This window comes from Halorientalis persicus (assembly GCF_900110215.1).
In the GTDB taxonomy this organism is placed as follows: Archaea; Halobacteriota; Halobacteria; order Halobacteriales; family Haloarculaceae; genus Halorientalis; species Halorientalis persica.
Genome location: NZ_FOCX01000003.1, coordinates 306,757 through 325,342 on the forward strand (window position 1 = coordinate 306,757; position 18,586 = coordinate 325,342).

At 64.6% G+C, this 18,586-nt stretch carries 22 protein-coding genes, 3 tRNA genes and 1 pseudogene; 13 read left to right on the plus strand and 13 right to left on the minus strand.

Features of this window, described 5'->3' with window-relative positions; translation table 11 throughout:
- Positions 1 to 91: 91 nt before the first annotated feature.
- Positions 92 to 748, minus strand: a complete 657-nt coding sequence (locus tag BMX17_RS05355; RefSeq protein ID WP_092658414.1) for a helix-turn-helix domain-containing protein — start codon at positions 746 to 748, stop codon at positions 92 to 94.
- A gap of 115 nt (positions 749 to 863) precedes the next feature.
- Between BMX17_RS05355 and BMX17_RS05360 the strand changes: the two genes are divergently transcribed.
- Genes BMX17_RS05360 through BMX17_RS05375 form a run of 4 tightly spaced genes read left to right on the plus strand, consistent with a single transcriptional unit; the run spans position 864 to position 3,817 of the window.
- On the plus strand, positions 864 to 2,510 hold the full coding sequence (locus tag BMX17_RS05360) for an NADH-quinone oxidoreductase subunit D (RefSeq protein WP_092658416.1): 1,647 nt from the start codon (positions 864 to 866) through the stop codon (positions 2,508 to 2,510).
- Positions 2,507 to 2,806 (plus strand): DUF7562 family protein, encoded by a 300-nt coding sequence (locus BMX17_RS05365; RefSeq protein WP_394327893.1) that lies wholly within the window; start codon positions 2,507 to 2,509, stop codon positions 2,804 to 2,806. Before BMX17_RS05360 ends, BMX17_RS05365 begins: the two co-directional genes overlap by 4 nt.
- Before the next feature lie 13 nt (positions 2,807 to 2,819).
- Positions 2,820 to 3,500 carry a class I SAM-dependent methyltransferase gene (locus BMX17_RS05370; protein ID WP_244514935.1) on the plus strand — a complete coding sequence of 227 codons (681 nt, stop codon included), beginning with the start codon at positions 2,820 to 2,822 and terminating at the stop codon, positions 3,498 to 3,500.
- Positions 3,497 to 3,817 (plus strand): DUF3784 domain-containing protein, encoded by a 321-nt coding sequence (locus BMX17_RS05375; protein ID WP_092658421.1) that lies wholly within the window; start codon positions 3,497 to 3,499, stop codon positions 3,815 to 3,817. Before BMX17_RS05370 ends, BMX17_RS05375 begins: the two co-directional genes overlap by 4 nt.
- A gap of 601 nt (positions 3,818 to 4,418) precedes the next feature.
- Here the strand turns inward: BMX17_RS05375 and BMX17_RS05380 are convergent.
- Together BMX17_RS05380 and BMX17_RS05385 are read right to left on the minus strand one after the other, a co-directional pair.
- Positions 4,419 to 4,526: transfer RNA gene (locus tag BMX17_RS05380), tRNA-Ile, on the minus strand.
- A gap of 108 nt (positions 4,527 to 4,634) precedes the next feature.
- A tRNA-Asn gene (locus BMX17_RS05385) sits at positions 4,635 to 4,739 on the minus strand.
- 100 nt (positions 4,740 to 4,839) lie between these two features.
- Between BMX17_RS05385 and cca the strand changes: the two genes are divergently transcribed.
- Positions 4,840 to 6,276, plus strand: coding sequence for a CCA tRNA nucleotidyltransferase (gene cca, locus BMX17_RS05390; RefSeq protein WP_092658423.1), 1,437 nt, complete (start codon positions 4,840 to 4,842; stop codon positions 6,274 to 6,276).
- Here the strand turns inward: cca and BMX17_RS05395 are convergent.
- The 5 genes from BMX17_RS05395 to BMX17_RS05415 form a co-directional block, all read right to left on the minus strand.
- Positions 6,255 to 7,265, minus strand: coding sequence for a histone deacetylase family protein (locus BMX17_RS05395; protein WP_092658425.1), 1,011 nt, complete (start codon positions 7,263 to 7,265; stop codon positions 6,255 to 6,257). The genes cca and BMX17_RS05395 overlap by 22 nt on opposite strands.
- On the minus strand, positions 7,262 to 7,702 hold the full coding sequence (locus tag BMX17_RS27245) for a histone family protein (protein ID WP_092658427.1): 441 nt from the start codon (positions 7,700 to 7,702) through the stop codon (positions 7,262 to 7,264). The genes BMX17_RS05395 and BMX17_RS27245 overlap by 4 nt, the downstream gene beginning before the upstream one ends.
- A gap of 64 nt (positions 7,703 to 7,766) precedes the next feature.
- A complete protein-coding gene (locus BMX17_RS05405; protein ID WP_092658429.1) occupies positions 7,767 to 9,221 on the minus strand; it encodes a single-stranded DNA binding protein in 1,455 nt (484 codons plus the stop codon).
- 161 nt (positions 9,222 to 9,382) lie between these two features.
- On the minus strand, positions 9,383 to 10,009 hold the full coding sequence (locus tag BMX17_RS05410; protein WP_092658431.1) for a hypothetical protein: 627 nt from the start codon (positions 10,007 to 10,009) through the stop codon (positions 9,383 to 9,385).
- A gap of 59 nt (positions 10,010 to 10,068) precedes the next feature.
- Positions 10,069 to 10,680: a DUF7504 family protein gene (locus BMX17_RS05415; protein ID WP_092658433.1), complete on the minus strand. Its 612-nt coding sequence runs from the start codon at positions 10,678 to 10,680 to the stop codon at positions 10,069 to 10,071.
- 149 nt (positions 10,681 to 10,829) lie between these two features.
- Between BMX17_RS05415 and BMX17_RS05420 the strand changes: the two genes are divergently transcribed.
- From BMX17_RS05420 to BMX17_RS05430, 3 genes are all read left to right on the plus strand, one after another.
- Positions 10,830 to 10,902 (plus strand) — tRNA-Arg (locus BMX17_RS05420).
- Positions 10,903 to 11,107: 205 nt separating this feature from the next.
- Entirely contained in the window at positions 11,108 to 12,058 is a 951-nt protein-coding gene (locus tag BMX17_RS05425) for a metallophosphoesterase family protein (protein ID WP_092658435.1), read from the plus strand.
- Position 12,059: 1 nt separating this feature from the next.
- Complete coding sequence (locus tag BMX17_RS05430; RefSeq protein WP_092658437.1) at positions 12,060 to 12,758, plus strand: DUF7260 family protein; 699 nt, start codon at positions 12,060 to 12,062, stop codon at positions 12,756 to 12,758.
- Positions 12,759 to 12,800: 42 nt separating this feature from the next.
- Here BMX17_RS05430 and BMX17_RS05435 read toward each other — a convergent pair whose 3' ends face one another.
- Both BMX17_RS05435 and BMX17_RS05440 read right to left on the minus strand, forming a co-directional pair.
- Complete coding sequence (locus tag BMX17_RS05435; RefSeq protein ID WP_139203432.1) at positions 12,801 to 13,529, minus strand: DUF726 domain-containing protein; 729 nt, start codon at positions 13,527 to 13,529, stop codon at positions 12,801 to 12,803.
- Between the two features lie 103 nt (positions 13,530 to 13,632).
- Positions 13,633 to 14,583: an alpha/beta hydrolase gene (locus tag BMX17_RS05440; RefSeq protein WP_139203433.1), complete on the minus strand. Its 951-nt coding sequence runs from the start codon at positions 14,581 to 14,583 to the stop codon at positions 13,633 to 13,635.
- 367 nt (positions 14,584 to 14,950) lie between these two features.
- Between BMX17_RS05440 and BMX17_RS05445 the strand changes: the two genes are divergently transcribed.
- On the plus strand, positions 14,951 to 15,565 hold the full coding sequence (locus tag BMX17_RS05445; RefSeq protein WP_092658443.1) for a DUF309 domain-containing protein: 615 nt from the start codon (positions 14,951 to 14,953) through the stop codon (positions 15,563 to 15,565).
- Here BMX17_RS05445 and BMX17_RS27250 read toward each other — a convergent pair.
- Positions 15,562 to 15,687, minus strand: a pseudogene (locus BMX17_RS27250) (NAD(P)-dependent oxidoreductase); the annotation flags it as partial. The gene BMX17_RS05445 and the pseudogene BMX17_RS27250 overlap by 4 nt on opposite strands.
- A 60-nt stretch (positions 15,688 to 15,747) precedes the next feature.
- Between BMX17_RS27250 and BMX17_RS05450 the strand changes: the two are divergent.
- Genes BMX17_RS05450 through BMX17_RS05455 form a run of 3 tightly spaced genes read left to right on the plus strand, consistent with a single transcriptional unit; the run spans position 15,748 to position 17,190 of the window.
- A complete protein-coding gene (locus BMX17_RS05450) occupies positions 15,748 to 16,785 on the plus strand; it encodes a tyrosine-type recombinase/integrase (protein WP_092658445.1) in 1,038 nt (345 codons plus the stop codon).
- 5 nt (positions 16,786 to 16,790) lie between these two features.
- Entirely contained in the window at positions 16,791 to 16,943 is a 153-nt protein-coding gene (locus BMX17_RS25925) for a hypothetical protein (protein ID WP_170845332.1), read from the plus strand.
- A gap of 25 nt (positions 16,944 to 16,968) precedes the next feature.
- Entirely contained in the window at positions 16,969 to 17,190 is a 222-nt protein-coding gene (locus BMX17_RS05455) for a DUF8139 family protein (protein ID WP_092658447.1), read from the plus strand.
- 7 nt (positions 17,191 to 17,197) lie between these two features.
- Here the strand turns inward: BMX17_RS05455 and BMX17_RS05460 are convergent, their stop codons facing one another.
- Positions 17,198 to 17,944, minus strand: coding sequence for a DUF429 domain-containing protein (locus tag BMX17_RS05460; RefSeq protein ID WP_092658449.1), 747 nt, complete (start codon positions 17,942 to 17,944; stop codon positions 17,198 to 17,200).
- A 110-nt stretch (positions 17,945 to 18,054) separates the two neighbouring features.
- On the opposite strand from BMX17_RS05460, the gene BMX17_RS25930 reads away from it, so the two are divergent.
- Positions 18,055 to 18,195 carry a hypothetical protein gene (locus BMX17_RS25930; RefSeq protein ID WP_170845333.1) on the plus strand — a complete coding sequence of 47 codons (141 nt, stop codon included), beginning with the start codon at positions 18,055 to 18,057 and terminating at the stop codon, positions 18,193 to 18,195.
- Positions 18,196 to 18,211: 16 nt separating this feature from the next.
- Here the strand turns inward: BMX17_RS25930 and BMX17_RS26640 are convergent.
- Positions 18,212 to 18,586, minus strand: a 375-nt coding sequence (locus tag BMX17_RS26640; RefSeq protein ID WP_211611296.1) for a hypothetical protein, incomplete at its 5' end; no start/stop codon positions are given.

The following is an 18,586-nucleotide window of genomic DNA, read 5'->3' on the forward strand; positions in this document are numbered from 1 at the left end:
AAATACGCCGTGTAATCGCGTCTGCTGACTGCCACACTGGTGAGGGTTCTTTTAACTCATCTGCCGATCCGGAGCACGTCGGTTGAGGACGTTAGGCGACGATTTCGCTAAACACGCGTTCCTCGGCTTTTCGGAGGTGTTCGCCGACCGTTCCGGGTGCGATTCCGACGACCTCACTGATGTCTTCGAGCGATGCCTGGCGCGGTTCACTGTAATATCCCAGATCGACTGCGGTCTCGATGACTTCCTCCTGTCGAGACGTGATCACCCTGCTGAACGACGTGCCGTCGGTCTCGTACTCTCCGGTTTCGAGGACGTCGACCGTCATGTAGTCGGCTTCCTCGGCGTATTCGTAGAGTGTGCTGAATATCTCGTCGGTCCCCAGATACGTGACCTTGAGATGGTCCTCGGACGTGAAGCGGATCGGTGTGTCGACCACCAGTAGTGACTCTCGCTGAAGTTCCAACGCCCAGTGAATCTCCGCGGTCGGTTCGAATTGACTGACAGCCATCCAGCGGTCCTCACCGGCAGTAAGATACTCGAGGACGTGTGGCGATTCCGCCATAATCTCTCTGTACCGTTCCTGACTGCCACTCGCCTCGGCGAACAGCAACACAGTGTCGTCTTCGAGGAGTTCGACGTGATGAATCGCGCGGCGCTCGATGGAGGGATCGGCCGTCAACTCCCCGCCGAGCGGGTGGAAGGCACCGTCCCCGTCCGGTTTGACCAGCAGCGTGAGATACCGCATACTGTGACTTCGAGCCCCTCGAAATAAATCGCCGTGGATACTCGCTACTTATATTGCAACACTGGTGAGGCAGGTCGCCTACCGTTCGACGCCGGGAACTGACAGTCAGTAGACGATGCAACAGCAACGACGTTCGACCGCCGACCAGTTCGTGGACACGGCGGTCACAGCCCTCCCTGACGACGCCATCGTCGGCCGTGAATCACACGAGAACGCCCCCGCGATCGTCATCCGGGCCGACCGAGTCCAGACAGTCCTCTCGACGCTTCGCTCGGAGGGAAGTCTCGACCACTGCTCGTGTGTGACTGCTCAGGAGTACGACGACCGTTTCGAGACGGTGTATCATCTCACGAGCTACGACGACCGGACGCGTGAACTCTCGGTCGTCGTCCCCACTCCTCGGGACGATCCAGTCAGCGAGTCGGCCGCGCCAGTCTACCGGACGGCCGAGTGGCACGAACGTGAAGCCTACGACCTCCTCGGAATCGAGTACGAGGACCACCCGGATCTGCGCCGGCTGCTCTTGCCAGAAACCTGGCAAGGCCACCCGCTGCGGGAGGATTACGACCAGACCGCTCCGCAGATCGTGCCGCTGCGCGAACACGCCAACCCGTTAGAGGCGGACGATCACCACGAGGACTCGGATACGATGTTCATCAACATCGGACCCCACCATCCCTCGACCCACGGTGTCCTCCACCTGGAGACGACGCTGGACGGCGAGCAAGTGGCAGACGTGGAGCCCGACATCGGGTACATCCACCGATGTGAGGAACAGATGTGCCAGCAGGGAACCTACCGGCACCAGATCATGCCCTACCCCGACCGCTGGGACTGGGGTGGCGCAGGTCTGCTGAACGAGTGGGCCTATGCCCGCGTCATCGAAGACTTGGCCGATATCGACGTTCCCGAGTACGCCCAGGTCGTCCGAACGATGAGCGCAGAACTGTCTCGCATCCTCTCGCATCTGCTGGCGACTGCCATGTACGCGCTGGACGTCAGCGGCGAGTTCACAGCCACCTTCATGTATGGCTTCCGGGATCGGGAGATCGTTCAGGACATCCTCGAGAATCTGACCGGCCAGCGGCTCATGTTCAACTACTTCCGGGTTGGGGGCGTCGCCTGGGACGTTCCGGAACCGCGCCAGGCGTTCTTCGAGAAGGTGCGTTCGTTCACAGACGACTTGCCCCGGAAACTCGAAGAGTATCACACCCTACTGACTGGCAACGAGGCCTTCCAATCTCGCTGTGTCGACACCGGCGAGTTGCCGCCGGCGGTCGCAAAGCAGTACGGGGTCACCGGCCCGGTCGCTCGCGGCTCCGGCATCGACTACGACCTCCGACGGGACGATCCGTACGGCTACTACGACCGCCTCGAGTGGGACGTCATCACTGACGACGGTTGTGACAACTTCTCCCGGGTACTCGTCCGACTGGCAGAGATCGAGGAGTCCGCAGCGATCGTGAACCAGTGCGTCGACCTGCTGGAGGACTGGCCCGCGGACGACCGTACGATCCAGGCCGACGTGCCCCGGACGCTGAGACCGTCCGGCGAGTGCTACCGGGCCGTCGAGGGTGCCAAGGGTGAACTCGGGATCTACATCCGTGCTGACGGCACCGAGACGCCCGCCCGGTTCAAAATCCGCGGGCCGTCGTTCTCGAACCTATCGGCGCTCCCGGCGATGGCGAGAGGCGAGTACGTCGCCGACCTCGTCGCCACCATCGGGAGTCTGGACGCCATCATGGGGGAAGTTGACCGATGACGATGACTCCCACCACGCTTTGGGGGAACGTCTCAGACCAGCAGGTGACGTGTATCGCCTGTGGGGAGACGCTCAGTCGCGAAGAGGCCCGCGAATACGACAAATACGGCGATCGGTGGAATCGCGAGGGCAAGGAGTTCGAGTCCCTCTGCAAGCCCTGTCACCGCGGGTGTTGTCAACAGAACCGCGACGGACTCGAGCAGACGCTCTTGGCCGCCAACGCCGGGCGAACCGATCGCGAGACGTTCCTCGAACGCTTCTGCGAACTGGTAGCCAACGACAACGACCACGACTGAGAATCCGAAACACATGAACTCCAATCACGAACACCACCGATCCGAGACCGCATCGCCACCGAACCGACCGATGTCGGTGTCAGATATCGCGGACTCGTACGCCGAGTACGCTGACTGTATGCATCGCCTCGAATGGCTCGACCGGGCCATCATCGGCCGCTATCGGCAAGCCCGATTTGGAGATGTCGACGGCCGGGTGTTGGATGTCGCCTGCGGGACTGGAACGAATTTCCAGTATCTGCCCGACGGGGTCGACCTCGTCGGGATCGACATCAGCCCGGAAATGCTGGCCAACGCCGGGAAACAACTCGCCGAACAGGGTATGGACGGCACGCTCCGGGAGATGGACGCCCAGGACCTCGAATTCCCCGACGACAGCTTCGACGCAGTGATTTCGGCGCTTTCGACCTGTACGTTCCCGGACCCGGTCGCGGCACTGCGGGAGATGAATCGGGTCTGCAAGCCCGAGGGAACGATACGCCTGGTCGAACATGGGCGCAGTGACGTTGGACCGATCGCCCGGTTCCAGGAGTGGCGCGCCGAAGCGCACTACGCGAAGATGGGGTGTCGCTGGACCCAGGAGCCAAGCGATGTCGTCGCGGAGGCAGGCCTCGGGGTACTGGAGACCAGGACCGGACTGTTCGGTACGATTACCACCTTCGAGCTATCTCCGGGTCGAGGTGGGGACCGATGATCGAACTGTCTGCCGATGCTCTGGAATGGCTCGCCGTCGGTACTCTCCTGACGATCGCGGGCGCACTGATCAAGTTCCGCGGGTGGACATTTCTCCTCGCTGGCTACGACGAGACTGCCACAGTTCCGGACGATGTGGTGCAGAACATCGCGGGGAATACCATCCTCCGTATCGGCCTCGCTGTCTTCGCTTTCGGTATCCTCGTGTCCGTCACGAGTCCCCCGTCGTATTTCGGCCTCCTGTTCGGTGCTGCGATCGTCCTGGCCGTGCTCTGGATGATCTATCGAGTAAACACGTGGTCGTCACGGGCAGCTTGACGTGGTCGGCTTGTCGCTCGAGTCGTAGTCGTCAGTGGCCTTATTGGTTGGTCTGATGAACTTCCCGATTCGATGCTCTCGGGGGAGCAAATCGTTTCCTGACCGACTCGCGCGCTGTAGGCAGCACACGTCTCTCTACATCTATCGTAGCTGAAAGATGTTTGCGGACGAACCGCACACACCACACTCTGTACCGACGGACGGCCGACTCGAATCAATCGGTGATTGATTACCTGCCTACCAAGCGTCGTTGATCAGCGCAGGCACGAAGACGGTGGCCCACCCCGCACGCTGGAGGTACGCTGACGAGCCCGTGTCAATCAACTCACGTATGAGAAACGCACTGGTACCCTTGCTAGCCCTGACTCAAAAAACTTAGAAAGACTGTCATGAACTCTGGCGGATTCGAACCCCGGTCGCGGCGACGCCGCTCCCTGCTTCGAATCCGCGGGTGGCACGTAACTGGCGCTCACGAACTGTTCGCGCCAGCGAGTGGGCCCTGGCGGATTCGAACCGCGAGGACTCGCTGTCGCTCGTCCTCTGGGCTCCAATCCGCCAGCGACACGATTTGCTGCTCGCGGATTGCTCGCAGCAAAATCGATGGGCCCTGGCGGATTCGAACCACCGACCGCCCGGTTACCCACAATCACTGACCGCTGTCAGTGATTGGTATGAGCCGGGTGCTCTAACCAGACTAAGCTAAGGGCCCGTGTGCGAGCGTTCTGCGTGACTCGTCTTTAGCCTGTCGGGATATTGCCCGATATCGGCCCGTCACAACGCGGAGCCGCGACTCGGGAGGCTAGTGTCGGGAGAAAAGCGCCACCGCCAGGGTTCGAACCTGGGACAACCTCGTCTCTGCGGTGAACAGGCGTGACCTCTTCACCGTAACAGCGAGGTGCTCTACCAGCTGAGCTACGGCGGCACGTTCGCAGGCATTCCTGAGTAGCCGGAGTTATTTGATAGGGCTTTCGCTTTCGGGCGGCATCGACACGCTTTCACGGGGTCGTCGGATACGGCTCTCCATGACCGAGGAGTTCGACGCCGTCGTCGCGGCCGTGCGCGACCGCGTCACGCCCGACGACGAGGAACGCGAGCGCCTCCGGGCGGTCACCGAGCGCCTCACCGCGCGTACCGAGGCCGCCGCCGCCGAGTTGCCCGTCGAGACAGACGTGGCACTCGTCGGTTCCACCGCCCGGGACACCTGGCTGGCCGGCGACCGTGACGTTGACCTGTTCGTCCAGTTCCCCGCCGACCTCGACCGCGAGGACCTCGAAGCGTACGGCCTCCAGATCGGCCGCGAGGTCCTCCCCGACGGCCGTGAGGAGTACGCCGAACACCCCTACACCGTCGGCGAGTTCGAGGGTTTCTCCGTCGACCTGGTGCCTTGCTACGACGTGGCCGACGCCACCGCCATCCAGTCGGCCGTCGACCGCACGCCCTTCCACACCACCTACCTCGAAGCGCGACTGGACGACGACACCGCCGCCGACGTGCGCGTCGCCAAGGCCTTCCTGAAAGGCATCGGCGTCTACGGTGCGGATCTGAAGACTCGCGGGTTCTCGGGCTTTCTGACCGAGTTGCTCGTCCTGGAATACGGCGGCTTCCGCCCGTTCCTCGAGGCGGTCGCGGACTGGCAGCCCCCGGTCGAACTCGACCCCGAGGACCACGCCGCCGAGCGCGAGACGGCTTCGCCGTCTCGGAACGACGAGGTCGGCACTGCCGACCTCGCTTTCGACGACCCGCTGGTGGTCATCGACCCTACCGACCCCGAGCGCAACGTCGCCGCCGCACTCTCGCCCGCGAACGTCGCCCGCCTCCAGCACTACGCCCGCGAGTTGCTCGACGACCCCCGCGAGGATCCCTTCGAACCCGACGACCCAGACCCGCTCGACGCCGCGGCCGTCCGCGCGGCCGTCGCCGCCCGCGGGACGACGCCGGTCGCAGTTACCTTCGACGCGCCGGATCTCGTTGACGACCAGCTGTGGCCCCAGCTCCGGAAATCACGGCGCGGCGTCGTCGCCGAACTCGACCGCCGCGGGTTCGACGTGTTCCGGAGCGCCGCCTTCGCCGCCGACCGCGCCGTCCTCTTTCTCGAACTCGCCGTCGCCGACCGCCCCGCCGTCGAGCGCCACGACGGCCCGCCGGTCCACGTCCGCAACCACGCTCGCGGGTTCTACGAGAAATACGCCGACGCCGGAACTGAAGACGACTCCCCGGACCCCACGAGCCCGCCCTACGGCCCGTTCGTCGCCGACGACCGTTACGTCGTCGAGCGAGCGCGCGAGTTCACGACCGCTCGTGACTTTCTGGAGAGCGATGCGCTCTTCGAGGTCGCGCTCGGGGCCCACGTCGAGAGCACGCTCGAAGACAGCTACGACGTGCTGGTCGGTGACGATGTCGCGGCGCTGGCCGACGACTTCGGTCTGGAACTCGCCCGCTACTTCTCGCCGAAGCCCTGATCACGCAGGTCGGCGAACACCTTCGTCGCGCGGTCTTTGACCTCCTCGTCGGGTTCGACCGGCTCGCGCCCGTCGAACACCTCGTGGACCATCGTGACGCTCTCCGCGAGCGTGTCGAGGCCGTACCCACCCTCGAGCACGAACCCGAGGCCGGCGTCGGCCTCCTCGGCGATGTCTCGCATCCGCGTCGTGAGCGCGCCGTATCCCTCCGTCGAGACGCGCATCCGGGAGATGGGGTCGTGGCGGTGGGCGTCGAAGCCGGCGCTGACGAGGATCACGTCCGGGTCGAACGCGACGAACTCCGGGCCGACGAAGTCGTCGATGGCGGCGCAGTAGTCGGCGTCGCCACAGCCCGGCAACAGCGGGACGTTCAACGTCGTCCCCTCCCCCTCGCCCTCGCCGGTCTCGTCCACGTCGCCGCTGCCGGGGTAGAGACCGTCCTCGTGGATCGAGGCGTAGTACACGTCCCCGACGTCGTAGAAGATGTCGTGGATGCCGTTACCGTGGTGGACGTCCCAGTCGAGGATGGCCACCCGGTCGGCGTCGCCCTCGTCGATGACCGATCGCGCGGCGACGGCGGCGTTGTTGACGAAACAAAAGCCCATGGCGTCGTCCGCGACGGCGTGGTGGCCCGGCGGGCGGCCCAGCGCGAATGGCGTGTCACGCCCGTCGTCGCCGGCCAGCGCGCGCTCGGCGGCCCACATGGCCTGTCCGGCCGCGGCCAGCGCGGCGTCCCAGGTCGCCTCGACGGCGACCGTGTCGTCGTCCCAGTCGCCGCCGCCATCATCGCAGAACTCCTTGATGGCGCTGACGTAGCCGGCGTCGTGGACGGCGGTGACGGCCGACTCCGGCGCGGGGTCGGCGGCGACGTACTCGACGCCGTGCTGGCGCGAGAGCGACCGACGGATCGCCCGGAGACGGTCGGGACTCTCCGGGTGGCGGTACCCGGTCTGATGGTCGAGACAATCCTCGTGGTAGCCGAAGTTCATCCGAAGTACTGGGCGAGTTCGAAGTACGCTTCCACGTCCTCGGCCTTGACGGTGCGGCGTTCGGCGTGGCGGGCCAGTGCGGTCGCGGCGGCGGCCACGTCGTCGGCGAACGACTCCAGTCGATCGGCCAGCGCGATCCGGGCGTCCATCGACACCCGATAGGAGTCGTCGATGTCGAGCCGTGCGATCCGGTCGACCGGTGCGATCGGGAGTTCGAGCGTGTCCTTGTCCGGCACCGACGAGACGCCGAAATCCGACGCCATCAGTGTCTTTCGTCCGTCGGCAGTCGCCCGCTCGGCGGCGTCGACGGCGAGGCGTGCGCCCCGCTGCTGGATCCGCCGCGCCAGTTCCTCGGCCGCCTCGGCGCTGACCCGAAGCGTCCCTGCGTTCCGTCGAATGACCGTGTCGACCGGCGCGAACGGCAGCTCGACGCTCATACGGCATACCGGGACTGTCGCGGTCTTAAGGCTTTCCGTGAGTCAGTTCGCGCCCGCTCAGCCCCTAGAATACGTCCTCTGCGTCCAGCCGCCCGTCAGACAGGCGGCCACGAGCCGTCACTTCCTGTCCGAGCTGGAGCGTCGCACCCGTTTCGACGCTCATCGTCTCCTCTCCGTCGTCCAGCACGACCGGCTCGCCCGTCTGGACGACCGTCCCCGTGAACTCGACGACCTCACCGTCCTCGCTCGCGTCGTCGCTGCCATCGCCAGCCGCCGTCTCGACTGCGGCCGTCGCCGTCCCACCGTCGCTCTCTGCCGGCTCGCCGTCGGCGAAGTCGTCCAGCCCCGTCTCGGCGGCGTCCTGTTCGGCCGCGCTAGCGCCACCAGTGCCGGTCGGCTGAGTCGTCGCCCCGTCTTCGAGGACGACGACCGTCGACCGCCAGTTCGCGGAGGCCTCCAGATCGTCCTGCCAGCCGTCGTCGATCTCCACGTCCGCGAGGAAGATCTCGTCGCCCGGCTGGATCTCCTTGTCCGCCTTGTCGCCCCACAGCGCCACGCGAATGTCGCCGGTCTCGTCTTGCACGCGGACGTTGCGAACCTGTCCCTCCGACCCGTCGTCGCGGTCGAAGGTGCGCTTGGGGTCGGCCGACCGGATCACGCCGCCGATGTCGACCGTCTGGCCGATCTCGATGCCGTCGATGGGCGCGGTCTCGGGCGTGAACTCGACGGTCTCCTCGACTGTCTCGACCGCGCCACGCTCGCCGACGTGGAGTTCGAGGTCGCCGTCGCGCTCGCGGACGTAGCCGTCCACGACTTCGACGGCCGTCCCCGCGGACAGCTCCTCGGCGCGGTCGGCCCGTTCGTCCCACAGCGTCACGCGAATCCGGCCGGTCTCGTCGCCGATCGACAGGTTCGCGACCCGGCCCTCCGAGCCGTCGTCGCGGTCGAAGGTCCGGACCGATTCGGTGTCGAGCACGAGCCCGCGGACGTTCACGTCCGACTGGCCCAGCGTCAGCGCCTCGATGCTCGTCGTCCCGCCCGGTTGCACGTCGATCTCCTCCTCGTCGTCGGGTTCGGCCTTGTCGACGCTCACTTCGAGGCCGTTGTAGCCGTCCTTGGGGCGGCCCTTGATCCGGAGCACGTCACCGATATCGAGTTGGCCCTCGTCGATGGAGACGGCCTGCTCGTCCCAGAAGGAGAGGGTGACCGAACCGGTCTCGTCCGCGACCTCGACGTTGATGACGCGGCCGTCCTCGTCCTCGCCGTCGCGCTCGAAGGTTCGGAGGTCGCCGACAGCCATCACCTTCGCGATGAACTTCACCTCGTCCATCCCGGGTTCGATGTCCGCGATCCCGTTGACCTCCCCGTCTTTGAGTTCGTGGGCGATGAGCATGGCCGCAGTCTCCTCGTCCGCGAGGCCACCCATCTGCTCGATTTTCTGCTCGACGGCCTCCCGGAACTCCTCCTCGGAGACCTCGTCGGTCTCCAGATCCGCGTAGATATCTGCTATCGCGCCCATCTGTCTGTCCCAGTGCAGGGCTGGACTCCGTTTAAGCGTTGCCGTCGCTCGCTCGCCCCCGCGCTGTCGGGTGATTTCCGCCGTGGCCCTCTCGTCGCGTCGTCGTCCATACCGGGACCTGCTTCGTTCCCGATGTTAAACCTACGCCGGCCCTCGCGCGCTTACTCTGCTGTGGTGGTCGGCGGGACCGCCGTCGCACTCGCACTCCCGTAGGCCGCGCTCGCGACGCCCTGACCGTCGTGGGTGACCGTCACGTCCGAGGGGAGGTCGCCGTCGAACTCGAAGGTCCCCTCGTAGTCGACGCCGACGAGCGCCATCGACCCGGCCTCGCAGTCCTCGATGTTCGTGGTCTCGACGCCGACGGTGAGCGTCCCCGCCGCCTCGTCGTAGTCGAGCGACCCGAGGGTGCCCCGCTCGCACCCGTCGTTCCCGCTTATCGTCCCGTCGACGAGTACCTCCCCCGCGTCGGTGTCGAAGCGGATGTCGGCCACGTCGCGCTCCTCGCCGGTCTCCGGACTCTGGGAACTGAAGGAGTACGGGATCCCGTCGATCCGGCCGCCGCTTTCCCAGGCCTGGTCGCTCGCACCGTTGGTGCCGTCACCCCCTCTTTCCGGCGTGTCGGTCTCGGTCGTGCCGGCCGCCCCCTCGGGCTGGCCCCCGGGACCGCCGTCGCCGGGACTCGTCTGCGTGTCGTCGTTCCCATCGCGTTCGCCGGGCTCTTGCGTACAGCCGGCCAGGCCGAGTGCGGTTGCGGCTGCGCTCGCTGCGAGAAATCTGCGTCGGTGCATACTCGGCCCGTCACCTCCTATTAAAAAGCCAGTTGCGGTGACACAAAGGCCCGTTTGAGTCACCGGCTGGTGATCGTCCACTCGCCGCGCTCGTCGACCTCGACGACGGCGTCGAACAGCCCGCGGATCGTCGCCAGCGTCTGCTCGTCGTGGGCCTGGGGGTCGAGGTGGTAGTGCCCGACGGCACCGGCGGCACTCACTCGCCCAGTGACGACGTGGAGGAACTGGAACGCGCGTTGCAACTCGACGAACTGCAGGAGGGCAGTCAGCGAGTCGAAACAGAGGCGCTGGCGGCCCGACGCGTCCGGCGCGAGATGCTCGCTGAGTGTGACACCCAGCGCGGTCAGATCACCGGCGTGTTCGACGGCTTCCAGCGTCCACTCACTCGTCCCGGTCCCGACATCGGCACCCCAATCGCCGACGCTGATGACCGTCCCGTCGGCTGGCGGTCCACCGGTCTCACGCTCGTAGTCGGCGCCCCACTTGCCCGGCGACTGTGTGTAGGTCACCCCGAGTACCGACGCTTCCGACGGGTCGTCACTGCCCAGCAGGTCGACACAGACGCCGGCCGCACCGTCCGGGAACGACGGCGCTAACACCAGGATATTCGAGGCGTCGGTCAGCTGGTTCGCGACCGACGTCGCCTCCTGTCCCGCGACCTGTTTGGCCATACCACAATCCCAACTCCCGTTCGCATAAGAATGCGGATTTCCACAAGAAATGCACCTTCTTCCGGCAACTGAACGAACCCGACCCGCAACCATCCGGACGGCGGCCGAACCGTAACCCCTTTATCTGGCACCCCGCTACCGAAGAGTGAGTCCTGATAGGGTAGTGGACTATCCTCTTGGCTTGCGGAGCCAGGGACCGGAGTTCAAATCTCCGTCAGGACGTTCACTCTTTACGAGTGCTTCACTTCGTTCAGCACTCGCTGCATCGTTCACGTCCTGACGGGCCCCCGCTCGCTGCGCTCGCGGGGACTCCGTCAGGACGCTGTGCTGCGGTCTATATACCGCTCCCGACCGCTCAGTGCCAAACGTAGCCGAAGGTATAAAAATTACAATATGTTTATCTGCCGCTGGAATTCAGGATACGGTGATGCTCTACCGGAGCGCTCCGGGGCCGACCCTGGCACGACTCGACGCGCCGACGGCTGTGAGGCCGACGCGTCTCGCGGTGGTGGCGGACCCACACGTCACGCCGTGGGCGACGGGGACGTGGAAAGTCTTCCACCGGACCGTCGAGCGGTTCAGGATGGCTCTCACGGAGGCCAACCGGCTGGATGTCGACGCGGTCGCTATCGCGGGCGATCTGACCAAAGACGGGGTACCGCAGGAGTTCGACCGAGCCGCGGCGTTGCTCGAGGACGCGAACGCACCGGTGCTGGCAGTCCCGGGCGACCACGACCTGCCACAGCCCGCCGACGGCCACCGAACGCCGCCGGTCGGAACCTTCGCCGATCGCTTCGCCGGCGGTCGCTACCCGTTCGTCGAGCGCGTCGCCGGGATCGACCTCGTCGGCGTCGACACCGCGACGGCCGGCGACGGCCCGCCCGCCGTCTCCCCGACGCAACTGGACTGGCTCGAATCTATCCTCCCTGGACTCGAACGGCCGGTCCTCCTCTGTCACCACTCCCTGACCCCCGCTGACGGCGACGGCCCACCTTCGACCGACCGCATCGAGAACGCCCGGGAACTCGCTCGTGTCCTCGACGCGGGTGGCGTGGAACTCGTCGTCTCGGGCGCTCGCCACTGGCCCGGGACCGGCGCGCTCTCGGGCGTCCGCGAGGTGACCGCGCCCGCGACCTGTTCGCTCCCGCAGGCGTTCCTCCACGTCCGGATCGACGCCAGTGGCACGACGGTGGATCTGATCCCGCTGGCCGACCGCACCGGGTTCGAGGAAGCCTACGCCTACGCCAGCGACGGCGACGCTCACGGGCAGTGGGTCGCCAATCGTGCCGATCAGGGCGCGTTGCACCGCTATCCGCTCGTCGACGACCGACCCAACACGGCCGCCGCCACCGGTGAACGGGCGTCCTCGGGCCAGTGAGATGCCGGGGACCACCCACCCGCTCGAACCCCTCGACGCGGCGCGGACCCGGCTCCGGGTCCGTCGCCGTCGGCTCGTCGACGAGCGCGACGCCTTCGATCGGTTCTGTCGCCGCGTCGAGACGCTGCCGACCGCCGAAGCCGTCGACGTGCCCGACGCCGTGCTGGCGGTGACGACGCGAACCGAACGCGGCCCGCAAGCACTCCGTGCGACCTACGACGAGACCGTCCTGACGGTCCCCCATATCGACGAAGACGATGCGTCGATCCCCCCTTTCGACGACCTGCTCTCTCAGTCGACCCGGGCCGAACTGCGCTGGGCGGCCCGGCTCACGCCGGCGTTGCGGGCGGCGGTCCTCGACGACGCGACCGCGGCCCACGAGCGCCGCGTCGACCGGATCGGTGCCGTCGACGCTGAACTGGCGACGCTGGACCGGACCGAAGCCGTCGCTCGCGACCTGCTCGCGGTCGAGTCGAGCACCGACCCGGCGACCGACGACGAGGCCCGTCTCGCCTCACTCGACCGGCGCTGTCGCCGTCACGCCGCTCGACGACGAGCGAGGCTGGCACGTCGCGCCGATGCCGATACGCCCCCGCTCCCGCCCGACTTCTACGGTGACCTCGACGTCGCGGACCCGGTGTTGTCGGTCCTCGACGCCGTCCGCGACCTGCTTCCCCGCGTCACCGAGCGGTCCGACTGACGCTGTTTTCCGGCGGACACGGTCCGACCTGTCGACCCCGGCTCAGGTGAAATCCCCGATAACACGGCCGAGGCAACCACCCTCCCGCTGGAGGAAGGTGTAGTGGTTCGTGACCTGCTCGCTCACGTCGTGGTCGGTGTAGCTGTCGGGGGTCGGGCCGCACGCGCCGTCGACGCCGAGGGCCTCGTCGCCGAACTCGGCCGATCGGTAGAGGACGGCCAGCGTCGTGTCGTCTGCCATGTGGTAGTTGCGGACGGTCTCGGCCCCGTCACGGACCGCCTCGCCCCATCGGCTGCCGTCGGTGACGCTGTCACAGTCGACGGCGGCACCCAGTAACGAGCACGACCGGACACGGGCGTCGTGGTCCCGGAGTTCGTCGAGACAGGAGAGCGCGGGCCGCGCCCCCAGCGAGTGGGCGACGATCCGGACGGGTGCGCCGGGACACTCCGCGGCGAAGGCCTGCACCCAGGCGGCGAGTTCCCGGCCCTTCCGGGTGGCGATGGCCTTGCTGGAGTGCCACAGCGGGAGGTTCGCGGGATAGCTGAACCCGACGACGGTGGCGTCGTAGTCCAGGGCCTCGACGGCACCGGCGACGGCGTTGGCCTGATCGGCCGCGTCGCCGGCGATCCGTTCGAGCCAGCCGTGGACGTAGACCACGAGTTCCGTTGGATCTGGCGGGAACGAGCCCCGAAGCTCGCCGTTGCGGATCATCGGGAACGCCCGCGGTGCCGCCTGTCCCATCGACAGCGCGTCGAGCGGTAGCCATGCCATGCTCGTGCTCTCCCCGCCCGGTCGCCGGGCAGTGGGTCTATCCAACCGTGGACGACTCGACGTATAGCCCTATCGCCGCAAAAATGGGGTCGTGGATGCCGCGTCAGAACCAGTCGTCGAAGAACCCGCCGGAGTCACCGCCGCCCTGGAATCCCGCCGGGAAGTTCTCGACCACCGTCTCCATACACCCTTCTTCGGGGTCGTAATAGAGGCAGTGGCCGTCGACGATCCCGGTGACGTCGATGTCGTTGTAGTTCTCGGGCGTCTCGGCGTCTTCCGGGGCTCCTTTCGCACCGACGGCTTCGGTGCCGAACTCGCCGATCTGGAAGATCTCGTCGAGGATGTTGTCCGCACTGCTCCAGTAGTTGTTGACCTCCTCGGCCCCGTTGGCGAGCGCGTCGCCGAACTCGCCGTCGACGGTGACGGCTTTCCGGGAGATTGCACCCCCGAGGATGTCGAGCGACCGCACAGGAGCTTCGCCCATCACGTTGACGAGCTCGTCCAGCAGGCCCGCGCCGGCACGGGCACCCAGCGAGTGGACGATCAGGCGAACGTCCGTCTCCGGATTCTCCGCCCGGTAGTCCTGGAGCCACGAGGCGAACTCGCGACCGGACTTCTCGGCACCGCCCTTCTGGCCCCACCAGTTGGGGCTACTGCTCGGGTAGTTGTACGCCAGGGTCGCGACGTCGGACCCCGCGTTACGGAGTGCCTGCTGGACCGTCGCACCCTGTGCCTTGGCACCGCCGGTGAACAACTCCAGCCAACCGTGGATGTAGACGACGACTTCCTCTTCCCCCTGCGGGATGGCCCCCGATTCGGACAGGCCGCCAGCACCGATCCCCAACACCCCAGGATCACGCTCGACGACCGGGTAGTCCTCGGCCGGTTCGACGAGGTTGAGACCGGCGACACACTGCTCTTCGGCCGCCGACGCGGTCCCGCTCATGGCACCGACACCGACCGCTGCCGTGCCACCCGCGGCGATCCCCTGCAGCACCGACCGCCTGTTGATCTGTGATCTGCTCCCCCTCTCCATGTCTGAGTGTTCAGACATCACCCGCTCCCAGCCACTAGCTTCGATTAATTATTTCCACGCGAATATACGGCGGTTTTTATGACGTTCTTTCCTGCTTATAAACGTCTCGTCGTATAAAGACGACGCCGAAGACGGCCGGCTTTATAACAGACGGCCGCTCCGCGGTCGCGAGAGTTGGGTGACCACCGATATTCTTCCGTACTCACAGGTTGTGTCGGCCGACGACGGCCGCCTGGAGAACACCGGCATATTTGTTCCGCATCCGATGTGAATGTATTTTTATCGCTCGCGCCGGCCGGTAATAAAAAGGCGAACATGGCCCCAGAAAGATTTATATGTGTGCTTCGGGCCAAACCCTTTCCCGCGACGAAACCGACGGAGCGGTATGGAGACGGCGCTCCGTGCGGGAATCGCGATCTACAACGCCGGCGACTATCACGAGGCCCACGACGCCTGGGAGGACCACTGGCTTGCCCTCCCGGAGGGGACCGACGACGAGCGGTTCCTCCACGGCCTGATCCAGTTCACCGCGGCCGTCCACCACGCGACGGCGCGCAACTGGGCGGGTGCGACGGGACTGGCCGACAGCGCCAGTGACTACCTCGACGACCTGCCCAGCGAGTACCGCGGCGTCGACGTGGCCGCCGTTCGCGAGTCCCTCGCCGCGCTCGCCGCCGACCCCGAGCGGATCGAGCGCGCGCCGCCACTCGAACTCACCCACGAAGGTGAGCCCGTCACTCCCGACGACCTCGACTTCGAGGCGTGCGCGACCGCCGCGGCGGTCTACGCCGACGACGGGCCGTTCGACGAGGCGGTCGTCGAACGGGGCATCGAGTACGCCCGCGACGACCTCGCCGACGGCGAGGCCACCAGTCCGTTCGTCACCTTCGTCATGGACTTCGCCCGGGACGGGGCTACCCGGGGCATCGTGTACCAGCGGCTCTCGGAACGGGTCGACCGCCGACAGCGGCGAGAATCGGACGTGGACGGGCTCTTCTAGACGATCCGCTCGTAGTCGGCGACGTGTTGGTCGCCGTCCCACTCGGCACTGTTGTCCTGTGGCTCGTAGCCCAGGGCCTCCTTGGCCCGCTCCAGTGAGTAGTACTTCCGGTCGTTGTCGGAGAAGAATACGACGGGTCTGCCGGGTCTGAACCTGCTGTACGGCTGGTTCGGAGAAACACAATGAACGCCCGAAGCGACGCCTCGAACTCGCGTGGACAGCCACTCGAACCACTCAAACCGTCCCGTGCAAAAGCGCTCTACCTGAAGTCACGCAAGGATGAACTCGCGGAACGGTCACTTGAACTCCATGACAAGCACGTCGGGTCGTTTGTCGAGTTCTGTGACGAGAACGGTATCGACAACATGAACGACGTGTCCGCCCGAACGGTCAACGAATATCGCCTCGAAATCGGGGAAGATTACCAGCAGTCCACCATGAGTATCTACCTTTCGACTGTCCGCCAATTCGTTCGGTTCTGCGAGGGTATGAACGCGGTCGCACCAAACGTCTCCGAGCGAATCGTGTTGCCCGACCGCGACCGGAACGCCTGCACGGAAGCCCTCGAAGCCGACGACGCGAGACCAATCCTCTCGTACCTTCGGAAGTACCACTACGCGAGCCGAACTCACGCGCTCATGGCTCTACTCTGGCATACCGGAATCAGGACGGGAACCGCTCGTGGACTTGATGTAGAAGACCTTGAAGCCGAGCGTGACCGGCTCCGGATTCGACACCGACCAGAAACGGATACGCCGCTCAAAAACGGTCAGAACGCGGAACGGTACATTGCGCTCTCCGAAGAGGTATCGGATGTACTGGCGGCTTACATCGAGGAACACCGGCACAACGTAACGGACGAATACGGGCGAAAACCCCTGTTCACGACGAACAGAGGACGACCAGCAAAGAACTCCATCCGGCGGAATATCTATGCCGCCACGCGTCCGTGTGCGGTCGGTCAGGACTGTCCCCACGGTCGGGAACCGGAGACTTGTGAAGCGGCACAGCGGACTAACGACGCGTGTAAATGTCCCTCGACTGTCTCCGGCCATCCTGTTCGTCGTGGGGCTATCACTCACCACCTGCGAAGAGATATTCCGCAACAGGCAGTCAGTGACCGGATGGATGTATCAGAGAAAGTGCTGTCAGAACACTATGACATTCGGACAGAGGACGAAAAAGCGGAACAGCGTCGGAAGTTCCTAACGAATCTATAGACACTATGCCCATTGCCCATCGCGTAGACGCAATCTGCCCGGACTGCGGCGACGACAGCGATGTGTGGATGTTCGACAAGGACGAACCAACCATCACCAAGGAACACTACACCTGCGAGTCCTGCGGGTACGAGTGGACTGAAGTGAGACAGGACTAACTCACTCCCGTCACTTTTCTACGGTATGCAACGGTTCTCCGAGGGCGACCGCGTTCGCGTGGACATCCCCGACGAGACGGACCCCGACCACGAGCGTTACCACGGAGTTCGCGGGACGGTCGTTGCCGTACTCGAAGACGAAGCTGGTCGGGCTACTGGTGACGAGCGGGATTCACTGCTGTTCCGTGTCGAACTCGAAGATGATGGTGTCGAAGACTTTCGGTGGCGAGACTTGAGGCCACCTTGATTATTTCCTACCGAGACGGATAGACAATCTCGATAGGTAGCGGTTTCTCCTTCGTAGAGTCGCGTTCTGGTTCCTCCGGAAGTGTACGTAAGTTTGCTTCGTCCATCCGGGCTGTGTGAGCCAACACGAGAGCGTCCAGAATATCGTCTTTCGCATTCTCGCTCATTCGCCTTGCCCACGAGGGATGGTCGATGAACGTCTCTACAGCGTTCTCATAGACTGTTTCCAGTGATTCGTCTTCATCGAAAAGTATCCGCTTTCGGCTTGCAAGACCATCTTCTGAACTCTTCCCGTGTTCCATCGGCGTGCCGTTATTGAGAGCGGCAAAGCAAACTTCCGGGTGAGATTCACGGAGAACGCCAATCGCCTCCGGGTTCTGGTCGAGGAACTCGTCTACTTCACGAATACGGAGCGCAATTGACCACGCTTGATTGGTGATACTGAACCCGTACTGCTCGTTGATTTCTTTTGCCTCTTCCAAGGTCTTGGCGTAGACGGCGTTCCTCACTGGCGTTGGGAAAACGCTGTTTTGTCGCTGGGGTTTCAGCCGTCCTTCAGCCTTCACATCACAGGTACGCTTGCCAGCGTCTTTCAGCCCAATGGGTATGTCCATAAGAATCCGTTTTGCGTTTTCATGGTTCTTCCAGACGCTCTGGACCGATGGATACAAATCCGTCTCCGGGGTGCCGTTGTCCCGAAGCGTTACTCCGAACCACCCCTTCTTTGCCCAGTCAAGACCCACGTATTCTGTCATAGGTAGTATTTCTCATATGTCTCATAAATATTCACTGCCACACCTTCTACCGTGCCCATGGTCGTACCAACCAGCGAAAGAGGTTCACGTCATGCGGCGATAGTACGGGTATGAGCAACGAACAGGACAAGTCCCCCGAAATCAATCTGCCCGAGGACGAAGAAGACGTAATCAAGATGGCCGGAGCCGAAACCGAAGAGGAACAGAACCTCGCGGTTGCACAGGCACGCCTGATTGGCGATATTGACTGACGAGTAGCCTACCTGCCTACTCCGGTATCTCGTATCGACTGAACTCGGTTCCCCCACAGTCCGGACATTCCTCTGTCCCCGGCGACACGTTCGTTCCGCAGTTGCGACACTCGACCACGACTTTCGACCCACCACCGGGCAGTAGTCGAGTGAGGACTGTGCGAACACCCATTGTCTTTGTCAGTTCGGGTGACTGTGAGTTAACCGTGGCGGACAAGTCATCCACCGGAAACCCGGTGTGTTTCAGCGGGTGAAATACCGCCGAAACCTTACGTTCGAGGACGCCACAAGTACGGATGGAAGGAACACTGTCACACGCTCCTTCCATCCCCTTGGCATGAACACGGACGAATCGTCTCTCGGTCGCTGTCCTGACTGTGGCGAGTCTATA